Genomic DNA, 21,257 nt, shown 5'->3' on the forward strand with positions numbered 1-21,257 from the left:
GCGGATGCTGGGTTTCGCTTCGTTTCACCCAACCCACAGCGTGTGGATGAAAAATTTTGACAGGGATGGACGTATGAACACGATTTTTCGCTTCTTACTGGTGTTATTGCTAGCGTTGGCTGGGCCTGCGCAAGCGCAGCTGAAAGGCGGTGCCTGGCAAGAAGCGGGTTCATCAACGGGCGCCATCAACGGCACCCCCCCCTCCGCCCTCGGCGCCATTCTTCCTGTTTATCATGATGGTGATAAACTCGATCCCCGCACGACCTACGAGGTTGAGTTCAGCGACATGCCGCGCAGCTTTAGCGTGAACACGAACCCCAGCGTCATGCGTACGATCATGGCGCTTGATGTCGAAGGCGATCTCTTCAGCGACCCGCCGACCATTAGCTGGCCAAATAACGAAGCACCCGCCGTGTCGCTGCTGTGGGCTGACGCCAGTGATCCGGATAAAGCGCCGGTGCTCCTCGATCCGCAGCCGTCGCCTAACCAGACCTTCTGCGCCCAGAATCTGGCCGGGCGTACTTTGGTAACCTGGCCGCAGGTGGATGACGACAGTATTATCCCGACAGTGCAACTGTATACCCTCACCGGCTTGCCCAATTTCTCGGACGTCCAGACGATCGGCCCGCAGGTGACGCTGAAGATTAAACCGGGTGCTGATGCGCCGATTGAGGTGACGGGCGATCACGTTGACGACGTGCTCAAGGCCTCCAAAGTGGAAGTGGGGGAAAGCATCACCCTGACTATCACTACCACCGGCTGTAACGGCGAAGTGATGCCGAACGCGCCATTTATAATCCAGCGCGACAGGGCCACCAACCGCAAGGGTGCGGTTAGCATGGCTGGCGATGATTTTGGCAATATCAACCCGGTACGCATTGACCAGACGGAACTGACCACCACCGCAACGAAATATCAGGGAACGACGGATGCAGCGGGCCAGGCCACGGTGGTGGTGACGCAGCCTAAAGGGCCCGGCGTGAAAACGCATCTTATCATCTCCTCGGTTAATTTCCCGGCGCTGACGGCCAGCACCGACGTGATTTTCACTACGCTGACCAGCCCCGACAGCACATATGCCTTTATGTACGGCCATATGAAAGAAACCGCCACCGGCGTGCTGAACGGCGTCTCGTATACCTTCACCCGCCCGAAGTTGGCGGCGGAAACCAGCCCGAACAAGACCATTATCATCAACAGAGAAACCTGGTCGGAGTTTAACTGGAGCGGCGCGGATAACCACTGCGCTATTTTGCCGAATATCGACCAACTGATTGCGTTGAGAAACGACAACACCACCGAGGCGCGTTACCCCGGCTGGCCGTTGGATAACAGTTCATCGTTTCAGGCGGAATACTGGTCGTCCTCAGAATATCAGCTTAACGGTCACTACGCCCTCAATATGGAAACCGGCGTGCCGCAGGCGGAAAACGACAACAATACCTATCTGGTGAGTTGCGTGGACAAAGCGCCGCCCGCCGCCCATCCGCAGATTACCCTCACCCCGGAAGGGCCTTATAAAAAGGAAGTGGGCGAATCTATTGACGTCATCGCAACCGTGGTGGATAGAGACACCCAACAGCCGCTGCCTTACCGCAAAATGGAACTGTTTATCGACCCGGCGAAAAACCGTCAGGGCGTACACAAAGACGAGTGGGATAATCAGCGCGTCACCGTTGACGGCGAGGGCATAATGGCCTCGTCGACGGAACATTATACTGTCACCACTGACGCCAATGGTCAGGTACACCTGACGTTCAAGCATGACTCAGGTCTGGGGGTGGAAACGCCCATTCGTATGGTGATGGCTAACGATGACGAAGGCAGCGTCGAGAAATCCCTGAGCGTGATCTTCACCGTTATCACCAGCCCGGACGTTGACGTGGCCAATATGTGGGGCCATATGCGGGGCGTGGTGGATGCGGGCAACCTGTACCGACGCCCGGTGCTGGCGGCGGAGGCCAGCGCAGCTCACGGATCGCAAAGCGAAAACAACGAAGAGTGGGCGACGTTCAGCTCGGTCGCCAACGCCACCAGCCAGTGCGGTACGGGGCAGGTGCCGGATACCGGATCGCTTGAACACCTGTACAACACGCACGCCAGCAACACCATGCTCACCGAACACGGCTGGCCGACGGGGGAGTGGGCCTATATCACGGCGGATCCCACCGGCTCGTCACAGGTAGACACCGTCAATCTGGCGAACGGCGACTCTGGCTCTGGCGATTCAGCCTATCTGACCTGCTCGGCCAATGAGATGGTGGCGGTACTGGATGTCTACTTCAACGACGATCTCAGCCTGCTCACCCCGGTCGCTAAAGTGGGCGAACAGATTAAAATGAACGTCCGTTCGAGCAACAGCCGCAACAATCAACCGGTGGCGAATACCCGCTTTACCGTCACGCTGGCGCCCGGTAAGCGGCGCAACGGAACCGCGACCGGATTTATCGACAAGAGCAACGGCGAACTGATGTTTGACGGTGTGGCCTACAATAACGCAAGTAACGTTTATCAGGGCGTGACCGACGCTCAGGGCAAGGCGGATATCATCATCACGCAGCCGCGCGGCGTAGGCGTGTTAACGCAATTGACCGTTTTGCCGGTGGACGCAATCATCCCGACGGCGATGAACCGCAGCGTGAAGTTTACCGTCGCCACCAGCCCGGACGTCGTAGGCGCTAACATGTGGGGCCATATGCCGGATACCCTCACCGTTGATGGCATGACCTTTGAACGGCCAAAGCTGCAGTCTGAGGCTCCCGCCGCCACGCGTTTCATTGAGGAATCCAACGAAAGCTGGGCGCGCGTTACCCATAGCGATGCCGCCGGTAATCCTGATAAGGGCGGCTGTGCGGTGAACCGCCTGCCGCGTATCGATCAGCTTGAGGCGCTGTATAAGGCCGAAGGCCAGGGCCATGAGCAGGGTATCAAAGATACTCAGGGCTGGCCGGTGAACTTTAATTACTGGAGTTCCACATTCCAGAGCGCCATCACATGGAAGAATAAGTCGCTTTCCAAAGGCAGCGAGTTCTCGGGCAACGCCAGCGTCACTGACTACGTCAGTTGCCTGACCAGCGATAACCCCGTGGGGATGTCTATCACCATTGAACCGGTGGATGACTCGCAAAAGTATGACAACGGCGATATCCACGCGGTGAAAGCGAAAAAGGGCGAGACCATTCAGCTCAAAGTGACGGTGAGAGACATCAACGGCCAGCCGATACCGGAAGCGCCGTTTGTGCTGACGCGTGGTGACGGCTATGATCGTCAGGGCCACAAATACACCGCCAGTGAGGGCGGCGACGCTATCGTCTCCCCCGTGGTGATCGACGGCACGTCGCTGGCCTGGGTTTCCGCTAAAATGGGGTCGCAGACCGGGGCTGACGGCAGCCGAATCATCAACGTCACGCGGCCGGATACCCACGGCACCCTGACGGCGATCACCGCCTCGCTGTATGACGACGCCACGGCAAGCGCCAGCATCGACACTATTTTTACCGTCGTCACCAGCCCGGATGTCGCTCAGGCCCACATGTGGGGACATATGCTGCCATCGCTCACGGCGAAGGATGGCGCGGAGTATCAGCGCCCGCTGCTTTATGACGAACTGACCAGCACGACCAATGCCATCTCTTATACGGAAGACAATGAAAACTGGGCCGGTTTTTACGGGCCGGACAGCGGGAAAAGCAACCCGGCCAACTGCGGCGTGGGCTATTATCCGTCCGTTGAGGCGCTGCGTTCGTTGCAGGAAGCGTATGACAACCGGACGATAAAAACCGGGCAGGGCTGGCCGATTAACCGCTCCTACTGGAGCGGAACGCGCGCGAGTGACATTGGCACGACCAAACCCTACAACTGGATGGCGGTCGACCTGGAAGATGGCAACGCTTCGGCAGTCGCCAACAATTCTGTCAGTAGCATGCAGTACCAGATTTGTAGCGCGACGCCGATGGACCTGTCCATGGGAATCACGCTCACCTCAACCCTGCCGACGAATACGGATTTCCAGGCGGTAACGGTGAAAAGCAGCGAGTCGATCCCGCTGCTGGTCACGACCACCGATGCAGCGGGCAGCCCGAGGCCCTATACCTCTTTTGTATTGGAACGTGATGCCGGCGCGCCGCGCAACGACAACGGCCCGTATAAAGTCGGCGATATTGCGATGACGTTTACATCGTCCGGTTCTGCGTACCCGGTACTCAATGCGACGACCAAGCTGTACGGGATGACCGGTGCAGACGGTACACTGGCTTTGGAACTCACCGAACCTGCCGCTCCGGGGGTTAAAAACATCCTGACTGCCAGCCTGTCCGACGCGCCGACGGTCATGTCATCGCTGCCGGTGGTATTCACCGTCATCACCAGCCCGAACAGCACGCTGGCCTATATGTACGGCCATATGCCTGAAACCTTCACCGCCTCTAACGGCGCGAAGTTTAAGCGCCCGCTGCTTCTGAGCGAGCTGCCGGTGAAAACGGGTAATATATATGGACATAAGACCGGGAATGAAGAGTGGTACAAGATAAACTTCTTTGATACCCAGGGAAGCGGCGCCTGCCCGGTGGAACAGATGGCGACGATGGACGATTACCTGTCGCTGTATGGCGACCATCCAGGTGGCACAGTCACCGCCGATCTTGGGCTGTCAACGGCCTTGAAATGGTGGGCGAGTGATAGAGTGCTGGTAGAAAGCTCAGATGGCATAAAGCTTGGCTGGCAAAGTATCGACCTGAACACTGGCAAAGTGGTGCCGGATGTAGGCAATGGCAACTATTTCCAGCAGCTTTGCCTGACCGCGCCGCGCAAACTGTCGATTACCTTCTCCTCAACCGCGTGGAATGGCGATAAATCCGCCGCCGTGGCGAAGAAAGGCGAGGCGCTGCCGATGACGGTGAAAGTCACCGACGCCGCCGGGAAGCCGCAGAAGAAAGCCGTTGTGCAGTTGGCGCGTGCATCGTCTTTCAGCCGCACGGACCCCACAAAGCAGCCTGTCCCAAAGACGATATCCTCCCCACATGAAATTACCACTGCCGAGGCGTATATGAGCGTGACGTCGGTATCGCCTGCGGGAGCTGCTGCGGAATTTAATGATAAAAAAGCCAAATGGTACGGCGTTACCGGTGATGATGGCACGCTGCAGTTTACTCTTGAGCAGAAAGATTCATTGGGGCTGAAAACGGCGATTACCGCCAGTTCAGCCGATCAGCCAACGGCAACCTCAGGCCTTGATGCGATCTTTACCGTGCCAACCAGTCCGGACTCCCCTTATGCCGCATATTGGGGCCATATGCCGGATACCGTTGCGGTGAACGGTATCACGCTGCGCCGTCCGTTGCTGCGGGCGGAAATGGACGCTATACCGCCAGCGGAATGGAAGCTCAATAATGAAAACTGGGGACCAACCTATTTTGATAATGCGACTTCTCACCCGCAAACGTCATTAGCGTACATTTGCGGTACTTATGAAAACGCTGCCACTATGGATGATCTGAAAGCGCTGCAGGGGAAAATTGGGGAGCTACACTGGCCGACGTCGGTACCGACGAGCAGTTATTATTCTTACGACTATGTGTCGCAAACGGGTGAGAAAAGTAGCCGGTGTTCATTTAATGAAACGACCGGCACACCAAACTGTACTCGCAATGGCAGTAACTATGGTTTTGCTGCCTGTCGGGTACCCTGATTTTGACTACCGTAGGTTGTGGTAGGTTGGGTGAGGCGCAGCCGAAACCCGACGGGCGTGGAGCGGGATGCCTAACGTCGGGTTCCGCTCCGCTCCACCCAACCTACCACCGATGACCGTAGGTTGGGTGAGGCGCAGCCGAAACCCGACGAACGCGGAGCGGGATGTGCAATGTCGGGTTCCGCTTCGCTCCACCCAACCTACGCCTTGTTCAATGTGCGGCTTCGCTCGCCGGCCTCCATATCGAATACATCCCCGCCCCAATCGGGCGGATATAAACCTTGTCTGACATCCCGGTGAAACGACGAATAAGGTCAATCAACCACACGACCGACCAGGCCATGTTTTAGCGGGTTGATATAAACATAATCCCGATGCCTGGCATAATCTTCGTCATCACGAATCGTGTGTTCCCAAAAGCGACGCTGCCAGATACCGCGTTCGCCCTTTCTCTGTCGCGCTGGAGAACGCCATTCCTGATGGGGGATTTGCTGGCTAAACGCGGCTTTGATCGTTTTCCAGCGTAAAGAATAATCATCATCGCCTTCCGGTAGCGTCCAGATACAATGCATATGTTCCGGTAAAATCACCCAGGCATCAATATGAAAACCGTGTTGCCGACGAACGCGTTGCACAACCTCACGTAATAGATCGATGCGGTCAATTAACAAATGGCTTTGCCGATCCCATAAATTGACGGTGAAAAACCAGGTTCCACCGGGAACACGATGGCGACGATAGTTGGACATTGATTCGTCCTTTCGCAATGGGGTAATGCGGTGAGATATACGCTGATATTGCGCTAACAGAAATAACGATGGTGAGTTTTTGCGAGCGGCTTTCCAGGATGAACGGGGAGATCATGAAATGCGTCGTGTGGAGGGGGAACGTTGGGTTATGCTTCGCTTCACCCAACCTACGGCGTGATGAAATGGGGAGATGATGCGTGGGGAAATGTTGGGTTGCGCTTCGCTGCACCCAACCTACGCGTGCGATGAAATGGGGAGATGGTGAAACGTATTGCGTGGGGGAGCGTAGGTTGGGTGAGGCTTGCCGAAACCCAACATTACGGCGCCGGGATGGGGTAATGTGGGATTACGCACCTGGCGTGATGGAGTTAACTTCACTTTCAAGCCAACCGTCTTCCAGCCTTGTGGTTATAATATCGCCCGCTTTTACCTGTTTTATCTTCTTCAGCACCTTGCCGTTCGTGGTTGAAACCGTGTAGCCACGCGCCAGAGTGGCTAACGGACTGACTGCCTCAAGATGGGTAACCGCGTTGCCAAACCGCTCGCGTTGTTCGCTCAGGCGTGCGCGAATCGTCTCAGCCAAACGGTACTCCAGCTGCTGAATACGCGTTTGCGCACGATGAATACGTGGCTGCGGATTTTGCTGGCTCAGGCGTTGACTTACGCGCTGCTGGCGCTGATTGGCTTGTTTGATCTGGCTTTCCAGGGCGCTGTTCATGCGCTGACGCAGCCGCTCCAGCACGGTCTGCTGACGGGCCAGACGCAGTTGCGGATGTTGCTGTTGCAAACGGTGATGAAGCTGAGTAAAGCGACGAGTACGGTTGGCGATATAGTAGTCCATCGCCATCTCCAGACGCTGCTGGCCATGCTGGATTTGACGCAGCAGTTCCAGTTGATTGCGGCTGACAATCTCCGCCGCTGCTGATGGCGTAGGCGCCCGTAAATCTGCAATAAAATCGGCAATAGTGACATCTGTTTCGTGGCCGACGGCGCTTACCACCGGGATGTGGCTGGCAAAGATTGCCCGTGCTACGCGTTCATCGTTAAAACTCCACAAATCTTCCAGAGAACCGCCGCCGCGCCCGACGATAAGCACATCGCACTCGCCCCGCGCGTTCGCCAGCTCAATGGCGCGAACGATCTGTCCTGGCGCATCGTCGCCCTGGACCGCGGTCGGGTAGATAATAACGGGCAGGGATGGGTCACGACGCTTCAGCACGTGGAGAATATCGTGCAGCGCCGCGCCGGTTTTCGAGGTAATCACCCCAACGCAGTGGGCCGGGGAGGGCAGCGGCTTTTTATATTGTTGATCGAACAACCCTTCCGCCTGCAGTTTGGCTTTCAGCTGTTCATACTTCTGCTGTAATAGCCCTTCGCCCGCGGGCTGCATGCTCTCAACAATTATCTGGTAATCGCCGCGCGGTTCATACAGCGTGATGTTGGCGCGTACCAGTACCTGCTGACCGTGCTGCGGACGGAACGTCACCCGGCGGTTGCTGTTGCGGAACATCGCGCAGCGCACCTGGGCGTTATCGTCTTTTAAGGTGAAGTACCAGTGGCCGGAAGAGGGCTGGGTGAAATTCGATATTTCGCCGCTGATCCACACTTGTCCCATCTCCTGCTCAAGCAGCAGACGAACCGTCTGATTCAGGCGGCTTACGGTAAAAATTGAGGAGGTCTGAGAGGATAACATGTGAGCGGGATCAAATTCTAAATCAGCAGGTTATTCAGTCGAAAGTAACATGCTCACAGAGGAGCGCAAGGTTTTTTTGCAAAAAAGTGTGGATGCAATCGGTTACGCTCTGTATAATGCCGCGGCAATATTTAATAACCTCCCAGGTGAGATATTGCCCATGCTACGTATCGCAAAAGAAGCCCTGACGTTTGACGACGTCCTCCTCGTTCCCGCTCATTCTACCGTTCTGCCGAATACTGCTGACCTCAGCACCCAGTTGACGAAAACCATTCGCCTGAACATTCCTATGCTCTCCGCAGCAATGGACACCGTGACGGAAGCGCGCCTGGCAATTGCCCTGGCCCAGGAAGGCGGCATCGGTTTTATCCACAAAAACATGTCCATCGAGCGCCAGGCTGAAGAAGTTCGCCGCGTGAAGAAACACGAATCTGGCGTGGTAACTGACCCACAGACCGTACTGCCAACCACTACTCTGCGCGAAGTGAAAGAACTGACCGAGCGTAACGGCTTTGCAGGCTACCCGGTGGTGACTGAAGATAACGAACTGGTCGGCATCATCACCGGCCGTGACGTGCGTTTTGTGACTGACCTGAACCAGCCGGTTAGCGTATATATGACGCCAAAAGAGCGTCTGGTGACCGTTCGTGAAGGCGAAGCGCGCGATGTCGTTTTTGCCAAAATGCACGAAAAACGCGTTGAGAAAGCGCTGGTTGTTGATGACAGCTTCCACCTGCTCGGCATGATCACCGTAAAAGATTTCCAGAAAGCAGAACGTAAACCTAACGCCTGTAAAGACGAGCATGGTCGTCTGCGCGTTGGTGCAGCAGTAGGTGCTGGCGCAGGTAACGAAGAGCGTGTAGACGCGCTGGTTGCCGCTGGCGTAGACGTTCTGCTGATTGACTCCTCTCACGGCCACTCTGAAGGCGTTCTGCAGCGTATTCGTGAAACTCGCGCTAAATATCCTGACCTGCAGATCATCGGCGGTAACGTTGCTACAGGCGCAGGTGCTCGCGCGCTTGCTGAAGCTGGCTGCAGCGCAGTTAAAGTGGGTATCGGCCCTGGCTCCATCTGTACTACCCGTATCGTGACCGGCGTCGGTGTTCCGCAGATCACTGCCGTTTCTGATGCGGTTGAAGCGCTGGAAGGCACCGGTATTCCGGTTATCGCCGACGGCGGTATTCGTTTCTCCGGCGACATCGCTAAAGCGATTGCTGCTGGTGCTGCCGCAGTGATGGTTGGCTCCATGCTGGCGGGTACTGAAGAATCCCCGGGCGAAATCGAACTGTACCAGGGCCGTTCTTACAAATCTTACCGCGGTATGGGTTCTCTGGGCGCGATGTCCAAAGGGTCTTCTGACCGTTACTTCCAGAGCGACAACGCCGCTGACAAACTGGTGCCGGAAGGTATCGAAGGTCGCGTAGCGTATAAAGGCCGCCTGAAAGAGATCATTCACCAGCAGATGGGCGGCCTGCGCTCCTGTATGGGCCTGACCGGTTGTGGTACCATCGACCTGCTGCGTACGAAGGCTGAATTCGTGCGTATCAGCGGTGCGGGTATTCAGGAAAGTCACGTTCACGACGTGACCATCACTAAAGAGTCCCCGAACTACCGCATGGGCTCCTGATAAGTTTCCGCGCCCGGTTTTAAACCGGGCGTTTTGTTATTGTTTCACTTGCCTCGGAATTATCGTCAAATGACAGACAATATTCATAAACATCGCATTCTCATCCTCGATTTCGGATCGCAGTACACCCAACTGGTTGCACGTCGCGTACGTGAACTGGGCGTCTACTGTGAGCTGTGGGCATGGGATGTTACTGAAGCACAAATCCGTGAGTTCAACCCGAGCGGCATCATCCTCTCCGGTGGCCCGGAAAGCACCACCGAAGCAAACAGCCCGCGTGCGCCTGAGTACGTCTTCAACGCCGGTGTGCCGGTCTTCGGCGTGTGCTACGGCATGCAGACCATGGCAATGCAACTCGGTGGTCATGTTGAAGGTTCTAACGAACGTGAATTCGGCTATGCGCAGGTTGAAGTTCAGACCGACAGCGCGCTTGTCCGCGGTATTGAAGACTCCCTGACCGCAGACGGCAAACCGCTGCTGGACGTGTGGATGAGCCACGGCGACAAAGTGACCGCCATTCCGGAAGGTTTCGTGACCGTTGCCAGCACCGACAGCTGCCCGTTCGCTATCATGGCGCACGAAGAAAAACGCTTCTACGGCGTGCAGTTCCACCCGGAAGTTACCCACACCCGTCAGGGTATGCGCATGCTGGAGCGTTTTGTGCGCGACATCTGCCAGTGTGAAGCGCTGTGGACGCCGGCAAAAATTATCGATGACGCCGTTGCCCGCATTCGTGAGCAGGTTGGCAATGATAAAGTTATCCTCGGTCTGTCCGGCGGCGTTGACTCCTCCGTGACCGCGATGCTGCTGCACCGTGCTATCGGCAAAAACCTGACCTGCGTGTTCGTCGACAACGGTCTGCTGCGTCTCAACGAAGCTCAGCAGGTGATGGATATGTTCGGCGACCACTTTGGCCTGAACATCGTTCACGTGGAAGGCGAGCAGCGTTTCCTGGACGCGCTGAAAGGCGAGAACGACCCAGAAGCTAAACGTAAAATCATTGGCCGCGTATTCGTGGAAGTATTTGATGAAGAAGCGCTGAAGCTGGAAGACGTTAAGTGGCTGGCGCAGGGCACCATCTACCCGGACGTGATCGAATCCGCGGCATCTGCCACCGGTAAAGCGCACGTTATCAAATCTCACCACAACGTGGGCGGTTTGCCGAAAGAGATGAAGATGGGTCTGGTTGAGCCGCTGCGTGAGCTGTTCAAAGACGAAGTGCGTAAGATTGGTCTGGAGCTGGGCCTGCCGTACGACATGCTGTACCGTCACCCGTTCCCGGGACCGGGTCTGGGCGTACGTGTGCTTGGCGAAGTGAAGAAAGAGTACTGCGACCTGCTGCGTCGCGCGGATGCTATCTTCATTGAAGAGCTGCACAAAGCTGACCTGTATAACAAGGTAAGCCAGGCGTTCACCGTGTTCCTGCCGGTTCGTTCCGTTGGTGTGATGGGCGATGGCCGCAAGTACGACTGGGTTGTTTCCCTGCGTGCGGTAGAAACCATCGACTTTATGACCGCGCACTGGGCACACCTGCCGTATGACTTCTTAGGCCGCGTCTCTAACCGCATTATCAACGAAGTGAACGGTATTTCCCGCGTGGTGTATGACATCAGCGGTAAGCCGCCAGCTACGATTGAGTGGGAATAATATCCCTTTCCGTTAGCGGTTTTTGAACCGGTAATATGCAAAAAACCCTCTGTTTACAGAGGGTTTTTTATTGCACGCATTTCAGCAAATACTTCAGGCGCATGTTCTGCAGGAAAGTACGCTAATCGACCAGTTGCAGCTGAGACTGTTGCTGAGGTGCGACATGCTGAATACGCACATCCATCTGTGGATAGGGTAGGTCGATGTGGTTGGCGTCCAGCGCCTCTTTAATGTTTTCCAGCAGATCGTAATAGGTATTCCAGTATTCGATATTGGGCACCCATACGCGCACGTAAAAATTCAACGCTGAAGCGCCCAGTTCGCCCAGACGAACGGTTACCCCACGTTGCTTATCGATGCGGCTGTCCTGCTCGATAATGTGATTAATAACTTGCTTAACCTCTGCAATCCGACTCTGATAACCCACACCAATCACCAGATCGATACGGCGAAAAGGATGACGGGAATAGTTAATGATGTTGTCAGCGATGATCTTACCGTTTGGAATCACCACTTCTTTGCTGTCCGCGGTTAGCAGGGTGGTGGAGAAGATGTGCACCTTTTCTACTGTTCCGGTGACTGCACCAATCTGCACTACTTCTCCGGCGCGAAAAGGTCGCAGGGAAACCAACAGCACGCCAGCGGCAAAGTTGGAAAGTGAGCTTTGTAACGCGAGGCCAATGGCTAGTCCGGCGGCACCGATGACGGCAATAATGGAGGATGTTTCAATACCGATGCGACCTAATGCGGCGACGACGGAAAAGGCGAGGGTAATGTAACGTACCAGCGCGGTGAAGAACTGAATGATCGTTCTGTCGACTTTACGTTTAAGCAGTAACTTTTCCAGCCCACGAGAGAGCAGACGAGCGATAAATTTACCGATAAACAATAAGATCACGGCGGCAACGATATTCCAGCCGAATTGAATGACAGCATCGCTGTGCCCGGCGATCCACTCAAGGCCGCTTCTTATTTTCGGGAATAATAAAAAACCACTCATGGTATTACCCTGTAGTATTTAAAAATGATAACAATTCAAATAACTATTTAATTTTCATGCGAAATATAAATGCTTGCGTCAGTGATATTTGCTGGTGATATTAATTAGCGTTTATTTGAGCACTGTTTGTCTTTTTATGTCCGTTAAACCGGAACGTAAAAATCAGCGCGAATGGTGCGGTGAAGTGGGATGAAAAGATTGTGCATTTGTGCGAAAAATATGGCCGATTATCTGATAATTAAGCGAGAGAGGAGAGATGTGTGTAAAGTTTCGTCACTCAAATCCCTTACCGGATGGTTAAATATCAGGCGATTAGCCATCCGGTAAGGAATCTTAATGCTGGGGGTATCACAGGCGCGAGCGATCAATGTACGTCGATTTGTGCAGAAGATGTCTGTTGCGGCTGAGTGGTCTGCTGAGATTCTTTTTTGTCCTGGTGGTGATGCCACGCACCAATGGCGGAGTAGACGAAGCGTCCGAAGAAGAAGAGAAAGCTGATAAGCAGTACGATCCGGATCATGCGACTGTTAAATCGGTGTCGTTTGCGTAGGCTGGTAACCTGGCTCACAAAAGGTTCCTTGTAGTGTACCCAACTGAGGGCGATACTCACATTAAGGCACACTGAGAGGAAATGGTCAATTCTTCCTTATGTAAAATTGCTTCGGTTGTTTTATCTTCTTATGTTATGGAAATTAATATTATTATTTGCATGAATAATGTATTAACGATAAAAAATAATGAAAAGAGTAATAATTGATGAATGAGGGGCATTTTTTTTGATATGTATCAAGCATCACACGTTGCTGACAACTAAAATCGATGAATCATTGTGATGTATTTTACTTTATCGTTTTAAAGTCAGGTGGGATGCCTGTCTGAATACCCCCTACAGGATGTGCGGGATTCTACTGAGCATCTATGAAACTCAATAAAAATTATATTGATATTAGAGATAGATGGTGGGCATTACCTCTCATCTTACCTTCTTTGTTGTTGCCTATATTGAGCACTGCCACCACCTATGCCCATATTAGTACGGGGACCGTAATTCTTTTCTACCTGCCGTTAGCGCTGATGATTAGCCTGATGCTTTTTTTTGGTTGGGCGGCATTGCCAGGTATTATCATTTCCATTATCTGGTACAAATATCCGCAGGTCGGGTTATTTGAAACACTTTCAATAATTTCGCACTTTATAGTTACAGTCGTGCTTAGCTGGGGAGGATATAAAGTATTTTCTCCCCGACGAAACAACGTTTCCCACGGCGACTCTCATCTGTTGTTTCAGCGTATGTTCTGGCAAGTCTTCTGCCCGGCTACGCTGTTTCTGATACTCTTTCAGTTTGCTGCATTTGTGGGTGTTTATGAAAGCAAATCCGGCATGGTGGGCGTTATGCCCTTCAATACAGGCACATTGATCAACTATCAGTCCATACTCGCGGGGAATCTTGTAGGTGTGCCGCTGTGTTATTTCATCATTCGAACAATTCGCAACCCCTTGCATCTGAGAGGCTATTTTTCTCAGTTAAAGCAGCAGTTTGATACCAAAGTGACTAAAACAGAGTTTGCGGTCTGGTTGATTATATTGACTGTGCTAATGGCAATGTTGTGTATGCCGCTCAATGAACAAAGCTCAATATTTAGCACGAATTATACCTTATCACTGTTACTTCCCGTCATGTTGTGGGGGGCAATGCGTTACGGTTATAGATTTATTTCGGTGATATGGGCGGTCGTACTTATTACCGCAATTCATTATTATCAGCGCTATATGCCATGGTATTCGGGTTACGATACGCAGCTTGCCATTACCTCATCAAGTTATCTGGTTTTTTCCTTCATCGTGAATTTCATTGCTGTCCTGGCAACGCGTCAACGTTTTGTTACCCGGCGCAACCATCGCCTGGCCTTCTTTGACCCTATGGTGCATATTCCGAATTTGCGCGCTTTGAACCGGGATTTGAAAAACGCGCCATGGTCAGTGCTTTGCTTTTTGGGTGTTCCGGGCATGGAGCTGCTGGTGAAAAATTACGGCATTATGCTGCGTATCCAGTACAAGCAAAAACTGGCTCAGTGGATAACACCGTTGCTTGAACAGGATGAGCATGTCTATCAATTGTCAGGTAATGATTTAATCCTGCGTTTTAACACTGAGCTACACAAGGAACGCATTGAAGCACTGGACAGGCATATCAAGCAGTTTCGTTTTGTCTGGGACGGAATGCCTTTGCAACCGCAGGTTGGGATCAGCTTTTGCTATGTCCGTTCTCCTGTTAACCATATCTATTTGTTGCTGGGAGAGTTAAGTACCATTGCCGAATTATCGCTGGCAACCAATTCACCAGAGAATTTGCAGCGGCGTGGTGTGATGCACCTGCAACGCGACCTGAAAGATAAGGTTGCGATGATGAACCGTATTCAGCAGGCGCTGGAGAACAATCGCTTTTTCCTGAAGGCGCAGCCGATTTTTGGCGTACGTGGCGACGTTTATCACGAAATCCTGCTGCGGCTTGAGGGGGATGACGGTGAAACTATTGCCCCTGATAGTTTCTTGCCGGTAGCCCATGAGTTTGGTTTGTCCTCCCGTATCGATCTGTGGGTGATTGAAAATACGCTGAAATTTATGGCGCAGAATCGGGAAAAAATGCCCGCCCACCGGTTTGCTATTAACTTATCACCCACCTCGGTATGTCGCGCGCGCCTTCCTAATGACATCAATCAGTTACTGAATAAGTACAAGGTTGAAGCATGGCAACTTATCTTTGAAGTGACGGAAAGCAATGCCTTAACCAATGCGGAACAGGCACAGGCAACGTTGCTGCAGCTGCAATCACTGGGCTGTCAGATTGCAATTGATGATTTTGGTACTGGATATGCCAGCTATGCGCGGCTGAAAAATGTGAATGCCGATATCCTGAAAATTGACGGTAGCTTTATTCGCAATATTGTTTCGAACAGCCTCGACTACCAAATCGTGGCCTCTATTTGCCATCTGGCGCGGATGAAAAGAATGCTGGTGGTTGCGGAGTACGTCGAAAGCGAGGAAATACGCAGTGCGGTTATTTCGCTGGGGATTGATTACATGCAGGGGTATCTGATTGGTGAGCCACTGCCGTTGAATGAAACTCTGGAAAAGCAGGTGCCAGATGAACTGACACCTGCTGAGATCTTATGCGGCGATATCGGGTGAGCTCTCTTCTTCAATTTTGAGTCGCCAGCCTGTTACGGCTTCCCAGTATTGCTGCTCTTTCTCCAGATCGAGCAGCACCAGCGCATTTTGGCTAAACCAGTCATGCGGGAAGCGTAAGGTCCAGTGGCTGTCGTCGGTTATCAGGGTCAAAGTCGGCGGTGTGGTGGTCGCCTGACGCTGATTATTCAATAGCACGCCCAGGCGCAGCAGCTGAATTAACGGCAGAAACTGTTTCTTCTTAAACAGCGTAAAGCGGGGCAAGTCGTCGAGCTTAATCGCTTTGCGATGATAACGAACTAATGTTGCCATCATCAGCTGTTGTTCCTGATTGAAACCAGGTAGATCGCTGTTTTGTAAGATATACGCAGAGTGGCGATGCAAACCGCTGTGGTTAATGTTCAGCCCAACCTCATGCAGCATTGCTGCCCAACGCAGTAACGCTTCCAGTTGGGGATTGGCCAGCTTTGGCTGCTGCGTATGCCACTGGTCGTACATTTGCATCGTCGTTTCCAGCACGCGCCGGGCCTGCTCGCTGTCAATGTTGTACTGGTTCGCCAGGCTGCTGGCGGTACGGCTGCGAACGTCCTGGTGGCGAAATCGGCCTTCCATCTCGTACAGCACGCCTTCACGTAACGCACCATCAGAAAGGCGAAGTTCGCGAATAGCTAACGCGTCAAAAACGCCGCACAGAATCGCGAGTCCGGGTACAAACACTGCTTTTCTTTCTTCTGACAACCCCGGCAAGCTGAGCGCATCAAATGACGCGTGCTTCAACACTTCAGATGTCAGCTTGTCCAGACGTTCGGGGGTGATAAAACCGTCTTTTTCACCCATCTCCAGCAGCACTTCATGGGCTGCTTTAATGGTGCCCGATGCGCCCAGCGCAACGTTCCAGCCCTGAATGCGAAACTGCCAGGTTAAGGTTTCGAGCTTTTGCGCAGCCGCCATGCGGGCACGCTGGAAATTTTCACGGTTAATTACACCGCGCGGGAAGTACATCTGGGCAAAGCTGACGCAGCCCATACGGCGGCTTTCGACCAGTTTAGGCTCGAAATCTTCTCCGATCACCAGTTCTGTTGAGCCGCCGCCGATATCGATAACCAGCTTGCGACCTTTTTCCGGCTGCGTATGTTCAACGCCCATAAAGATCAATCGGGCTTCTTCGTTGCCGGAAATAATCTCAATTGGGTAGGGGATGACTTTTTCCGCTCGCTTGAGAAAATCAGTCGCATTCAGTGCCTGACGCAAAGTATGGGTTCCCACGATACATACGCTTGATGGAGGAAACCCCTGCAAACGTTCGGCGAACAGTGATAAACAGCTTAGCCCGCGCTCCATGGCCTCCTCGCTCAGCTTGTTATCTTCGCCGAGGCCATCCGCCAGATGTACGCGTTGTTTCAGCCGCCCAATAATTTGCATTGCGCCATCAACCACGCGGGCAATGACCATATGGAAACTGTTTGAACCAAGGTCGACCGCAGCAAATTCCTGCGGTCGTGGAGTCTTGTCGTGTATTGGCATATCTTTAGTCAGGTTGCTCGAGTGATTTGATGTAATCGTAAATCGCCAATTGTGACTGAACCTTACGGCGGTTTCCGCGCGGTACGTAGCGATTACTCAGTTCTTTATCAATAAAGCGGGCTTTCACCGTGTCGCTGAACAGGATATCGATAATATCCAGCACGCGTTGCTTAAGGCGCGGGTCAAGAAGCGGTGTGGCAACTTCGATACGATAGTCGATGTTTCTTGTCATCCAGTCAGCGGAGGAGAGATACACCTGCTTGTCACCCCCGTTCTCGAAGATATAGACCCGGTCATGTTCAAGATAGCGATCAACGATGCTGATAACGCGAATATTGTCGCTGATACCTTCCAGATTCGGAATCAAAGAACACATACCACGAATCAACAAATTGACCGGCACACCTGAGCTTGAGGCCGCATAGAGGCGGTCAACCAGACCTTTATCGACCAGGTTATTCAGTTTTAGCGTAATGCCGGAAGGCAGTCCTTGTTGCGCGTTGGCGATTTCTTTGTCGATCATCGCGTACAGCAGACGGCGTGAGTTCTGCGGGGAAACCAGCAGATAATCGAACGTCACCGGGCGATACGGGTTCTCGATGAAGTTAAACACCCGGCGCACTTCGTTGGTAATGCGCGAATCGGCGGTCAGCAACGAGTAGTCGGTATACAGGCGTGCCGTTTTTTCGTTAAAGTTCCCCGTCCCGATATGCGCATAGCGCACGACTTCATCACCTTCTTTACGCGAGATAAGGAACAGTTTGGCGTGAATTTTCAGGCCTGGCGCGGAGAAGATGACGTGAACGCCTGCTTCGGTAAGACGCTTGGCCCAATGGATGTTGGCTTCTTCATCGAAGCGGGCCTGCAATTCCACCACCACGGTGACTTTCTTACCGTTGTGTGCGGCATGGATCATTGAATCTATAATGCGTGAATCTTTTGCCACACGGTAGATGTTGATCTTTATAGCCAGCACGCTCGGGTCGAAAGAGGCCTGGCGCAGCAGTTCAAGAACGTGCTCAAAGGTGTGATAGGGGTAATACAGCAGCACGTCGCGTTCACGAACGGCGTCAAAGCCGTTACGAAACTTCTCGTTGTCGAACCAGATATGGCGCAGACGCGGCAGCGGTTTGTTCACCAGGTTAGCTTTGCCAACGTTAGGGAAGTTAATAAAGTCTTTGAAGTTATGGTAACGCCCGCCGGGAACAATCGAGTCGTAGCGAGAAATCGTCAGTTTTTCACGCAGTATCTCGACCAGCGCGTTGGGCATGTCACGCTGATAGACAAAACGTACAGGTTCTGCGGTCAGACGCTGTTTCAGGCTGGATGACATCAGCTCCATCAGGCTCGATTCCATCTCGTGCACCAAATCGTATTCGGCGTCACGGGTCATTTTCATCGAATAGGCGTTCAGTGCGTCGTAATCAAAGAACCCTTTGAAAATGTCGTCAAGGCAGTAACGTAAGATGTTGTCCAGCAGGATCATCGGTTTGCGACGGCGCGGGGTTTCCGGCGGCAGATTCACAAAACGAGGAACCTTGTCGGAAGGAATTTCCAGCAGCGCGTAGCGGATCGTATCGCCACGGATAATTTCTACCGCCAGATAGGTGTAGTCATCTTTCAAAAACTGGACTAAATCCGTCTCGCGGTTAATCAGGATCGGCGTGATGTGCTGGCGAAGATATTGCTTAAAGTAATGACGCAACCAGCTTTGCTGATTGACCGACAACTGGCGTTCGTTGATTAAGAAAATCTGATTGCGCGCCATTTCCAACAGCAACTCGTTGTACAGGCCGTCAAATTCCTGATCGGCTTTTAATACGCGGGCCTGGATTTTGCCTAACAAATGGCGGGAGTGAGAGTTTGAACCCTGTTCTTCGCTAATAATGATTCGGCGCTTCAGTTCGGCAAAACGAACCTTATAAAACTCGTCGAGATTATTGGAATAGATACCTAAGAAACGCATCCGTTCGATCAACGGGTTTGACTTATCAGCAGCTTCCTGGAGTACACGTTCGTTGAACGCTAACCAGCTGAGTTCTTTCTCGATGTATAGCTTTTCCTGACCCATTACCACTTTTACTCCGTTTCATTCACGGGACACTACCGATTTATTATGGCGAGCATTGCTCTCAGATGTCCAACTGTGCCAGAAAAATATGACAATAAACCGTCTGATAGCAAAGAGAAAGGGGGAGCGTAGATGAATACCGGTGGTATTAACCGGAAAAGGTAGTTATGCCTGTAAGCCGGATGGTGACATTCGGCTTACAGGTTGTTTTTTTATTATTCGTCGGCGGCGTAGCCTTGTGGAGGCAAACGAACGCCATCCAGCCATGCAGCGTTATCACGCATCTTCAGGCGACCGTCGATAAACCAGCTTACCACCAGCGGGTAAATGGTATGTTCCTGAGCCTGAACCCGTGCCGTGACATCATCTTCGCTGTCGCCTTCAAATACTGGAACTTTGGCCTGGAGAATGACCGGTCCGCCGTCCAACTCATCCGTCACGAAATGGACTGAGGTACCATGTTCTTCATCGCCGTTTTCCAGTACCTGGCGGTGCGTATGCAGGCCGGGATACTTCGGCAATAAAGACGGGTGGATATTCAGCAATCGTTCAGCATAGTGAGCGACAAACGCCGGGCTGAGGATACGCATATAACCGGCCAGCACCACGACATCGGGTGCATAGGCGTCAATCTCTTGTATCAGTTGGCGGTCGAATGCTTCGCGACTGGCAAACTGGGCGGCTTCCAGCGAGTGTGCCGGAATATTCGCTTCGCGTGCGCGCTCAAGGCCGAACGCATCGGCCTTGTTACTGAATACTGCACGTATGGTGCCATTGATTTTTTTCTGTTCGCAGGCGTCGATTATCGCCTGCAAATTGCTTCCGTTGCCGGAAATGAGCACCACAATGTTTTTCATTCAATGACCACACGCTGTTCGGAATCAGAAGCTTTGATGATACCGATTTTCCATGCGTTTTCACCTTTCTCATTGAGCAAAGCAAGGGCTTTGTCCACTTCCGGAGCTGGCAGGGCGATAACCATACCTACACCGCAGTTAAAGGTGCGATACATCTCATGCTGGCTGACATTACCCGCCGTTTGCAGCCAGTTGAAAACGGCTGGCCACTGCCATGAAGATTCGTCGATCACTGCCTGCGTGTTGTCTGGCAGAACGCGTGGAATATTTTCCCAGAAGCCGCCGCCGGTCAGGTGGGCAATGGCGTGCACATCAACCTTCTCGATCAGTTCCAGAATGGATTTCACGTAAATGCGGGTAGGGGCCAGTAAGTGATCGGCCAGCGGCTTGCCTTCAAGCTCGGTGGTTTCTGGGTCACAACCGCTGACTTCTACAATTTTACGCACCAGAGAGTAGCCGTTGGAGTGCGGGCCGCTTGAGCCGAGTGCAATCAGTACGTCACCGTCGGCAACTTTTGAGCCGTCGATAATCTCTGATTTTTCGACGACGCCAACGCAGAAACCTGCCACGTCGTAATCTTCGCCGTGGTACATCCCCGGCATTTCAGCTGTTTCCCCACCGACCAGCGCACAGCCAGACTGCAGGCAGCCTTCGGCAATCCCGTTAATGACGCTGGCTGCGGTGTCCACATCCAGTTTGCCGGTTGCATAGTAGTCGAGGAAGAACAGCGGCTCAGCGCCCTGAACCACGAGGTCGTTGACGCACATTGCGACGAGGTCAATGCCGATAGTGTCGTGGCGTTTCAGATCCATCGCCAGACGCAGTTTTGTACCAACGCCATCAGTGCCGGAAACCAGTACCGGTTCACGATATTTTTGCGGCAATGCGCACAGCGCACCGAAGCCACCCAGACCACCCATAACTTCCGGACGACGAGTTTTCTTTACTACGCCTTTGATTCGATCAACCAGAGCATTACCTGCATCAATATCAACACCGGCATCTTTGTAGCTAAGAGAGGTTTTATCGGTCACTGCCTGCTTCCCCACATGTTTACTTGCAGTAAAAGTTAAATTCGGCGCAATTCTAACAGGGAAAGCAAACGTTTGCGAGCCTGCTCTGCATCAAGTTTTATCTGCTGGTTTTTTCAGCATTTTACAATCATTTATCTATTTGTTTGAGCTGCGCCACGAAAATGAAACCGGGTACAGTCTTGT

The 21,257-nt window shown here is 52.8% G+C and carries 11 protein-coding genes and 1 pseudogene; 4 read left to right on the plus strand and 8 right to left on the minus strand.

The genetic code is table 11. The features are described from left to right. Positions 1 to 73 precede the first annotated feature (73 nt). Positions 74 to 5,686: an adhesion domain-containing protein gene (locus LY264_RS06815; RefSeq protein ID WP_048225850.1), complete on the plus strand. Its 5,613-nt coding sequence runs from the start codon at positions 74 to 76 to the stop codon at positions 5,684 to 5,686. A gap of 200 nt (positions 5,687 to 5,886) precedes the next feature. Here the strand turns inward: LY264_RS06815 and LY264_RS06820 are convergent. Both LY264_RS06820 and xseA read right to left on the minus strand, forming a co-directional pair. Then, a pseudogene (locus LY264_RS06820) lies at positions 5,887 to 6,435 on the minus strand (REP-associated tyrosine transposase). 346 nt (positions 6,436 to 6,781) lie between these two features. Continuing rightward, positions 6,782 to 8,128 (minus strand): exodeoxyribonuclease VII large subunit, encoded by a 1,347-nt coding sequence (xseA, locus tag LY264_RS06825; protein WP_048224999.1) that lies wholly within the window; start codon positions 8,126 to 8,128, stop codon positions 6,782 to 6,784. A 160-nt stretch (positions 8,129 to 8,288) separates the two neighbouring features. Here xseA and guaB point away from each other — a divergent pair, with 160 nt between their 5' ends. Together guaB and guaA are read left to right on the plus strand one after the other, a co-directional pair. Beyond that, on the plus strand, positions 8,289 to 9,755 hold the full coding sequence (gene guaB, locus LY264_RS06830; protein ID WP_048225848.1) for an IMP dehydrogenase: 1,467 nt from the start codon (positions 8,289 to 8,291) through the stop codon (positions 9,753 to 9,755). Between the two features lie 69 nt (positions 9,756 to 9,824). Beyond that, complete coding sequence (gene guaA / locus LY264_RS06835) at positions 9,825 to 11,402, plus strand: glutamine-hydrolyzing GMP synthase (protein ID WP_048224996.1); 1,578 nt, start codon at positions 9,825 to 9,827, stop codon at positions 11,400 to 11,402. Positions 11,403 to 11,523: 121 nt separating this feature from the next. Here the strand turns inward: guaA and mscS are convergent, their stop codons facing one another. Both mscS and LY264_RS06845 read right to left on the minus strand, forming a co-directional pair. Then, the gene (gene mscS / locus LY264_RS06840) at positions 11,524 to 12,402 is read right to left on the minus strand and encodes a small-conductance mechanosensitive channel MscS (protein WP_032944199.1); all 879 of its coding nucleotides are present in this window, start codon (positions 12,400 to 12,402) and stop codon (positions 11,524 to 11,526) included. Between the two features lie 364 nt (positions 12,403 to 12,766). Continuing rightward, a complete protein-coding gene (locus LY264_RS06845) occupies positions 12,767 to 12,970 on the minus strand; it encodes a YfgG family protein (protein ID WP_071692595.1) in 204 nt (67 codons plus the stop codon). Between the two features lie 350 nt (positions 12,971 to 13,320). On the opposite strand from LY264_RS06845, the gene LY264_RS06850 reads away from it, so the two are divergent. Further along, complete coding sequence (locus LY264_RS06850) at positions 13,321 to 15,591, plus strand: bifunctional diguanylate cyclase/phosphodiesterase (protein WP_048224992.1); 2,271 nt, start codon at positions 13,321 to 13,323, stop codon at positions 15,589 to 15,591. Here the strand turns inward: LY264_RS06850 and ppx are convergent. From ppx to purM, 4 genes are all read right to left on the minus strand, one after another. Then, entirely contained in the window at positions 15,571 to 17,112 is a 1,542-nt protein-coding gene (gene ppx, locus LY264_RS06855; protein WP_032944195.1) for an exopolyphosphatase, read from the minus strand. The two genes, LY264_RS06850 and ppx, sit on opposite strands and share 21 nt — an antisense overlap. A gap of 4 nt (positions 17,113 to 17,116) precedes the next feature. Beyond that, positions 17,117 to 19,183: a polyphosphate kinase 1 gene (gene ppk1 / locus LY264_RS06860; RefSeq protein WP_048224990.1), complete on the minus strand. Its 2,067-nt coding sequence runs from the start codon at positions 19,181 to 19,183 to the stop codon at positions 17,117 to 17,119. A 215-nt stretch (positions 19,184 to 19,398) separates the two neighbouring features. Next, positions 19,399 to 20,040, minus strand: a complete 642-nt coding sequence (gene purN / locus LY264_RS06865) for a phosphoribosylglycinamide formyltransferase (protein WP_008785442.1) — start codon at positions 20,038 to 20,040, stop codon at positions 19,399 to 19,401. Then, positions 20,037 to 21,074 carry a phosphoribosylformylglycinamidine cyclo-ligase gene (gene purM, locus LY264_RS06870; protein WP_020996702.1) on the minus strand — a complete coding sequence of 346 codons (1,038 nt, stop codon included), beginning with the start codon at positions 21,072 to 21,074 and terminating at the stop codon, positions 20,037 to 20,039. The genes purN and purM overlap by 4 nt, the downstream gene beginning before the upstream one ends. Between the last annotated feature and the right edge of the window lie 183 nt (positions 21,075 to 21,257).

It is taken from the genome of Citrobacter portucalensis, from assembly GCF_023374935.1.
GTDB classification, from domain to species: domain Bacteria; phylum Pseudomonadota; class Gammaproteobacteria; order Enterobacterales; family Enterobacteriaceae; genus Citrobacter; species Citrobacter portucalensis.

Bases quoted from the DNA above. Each gene is read 5' to 3' on its own strand.
- LY264_RS06815 (WP_048225850.1), top strand. From the start codon at position 74: ATGAACACGATTTTTCGCTTCTTACTGGTGTTATTGCTAGCGTTGGCT.
- xseA (WP_048224999.1), bottom strand. From the start codon at position 8,128: ATGTTATCCTCTCAGACCTCCTCAATTTTTACCGTAAGCCGCCTGAAT.
- guaB (WP_048225848.1), top strand. From the start codon at position 8,289: ATGCTACGTATCGCAAAAGAAGCCCTGACGTTTGACGACGTCCTCCTC.
- guaA (WP_048224996.1), top strand. From the start codon at position 9,825: ATGACAGACAATATTCATAAACATCGCATTCTCATCCTCGATTTCGGA.
- mscS (WP_032944199.1), bottom strand. From the start codon at position 12,402: ATGAGTGGTTTTTTATTATTCCCGAAAATAAGAAGCGGCCTTGAGTGG.
- LY264_RS06850 (WP_048224992.1), top strand. From the start codon at position 13,321: ATGAAACTCAATAAAAATTATATTGATATTAGAGATAGATGGTGGGCA.
- ppx (WP_032944195.1), bottom strand. From the start codon at position 17,112: ATGCCAATACACGACAAGACTCCACGACCGCAGGAATTTGCTGCGGTC.
- ppk1 (WP_048224990.1), bottom strand. From the start codon at position 19,183: ATGGGTCAGGAAAAGCTATACATCGAGAAAGAACTCAGCTGGTTAGCG.
- purN (WP_008785442.1), bottom strand. From the start codon at position 20,040: ATGAAAAACATTGTGGTGCTCATTTCCGGCAACGGAAGCAATTTGCAG.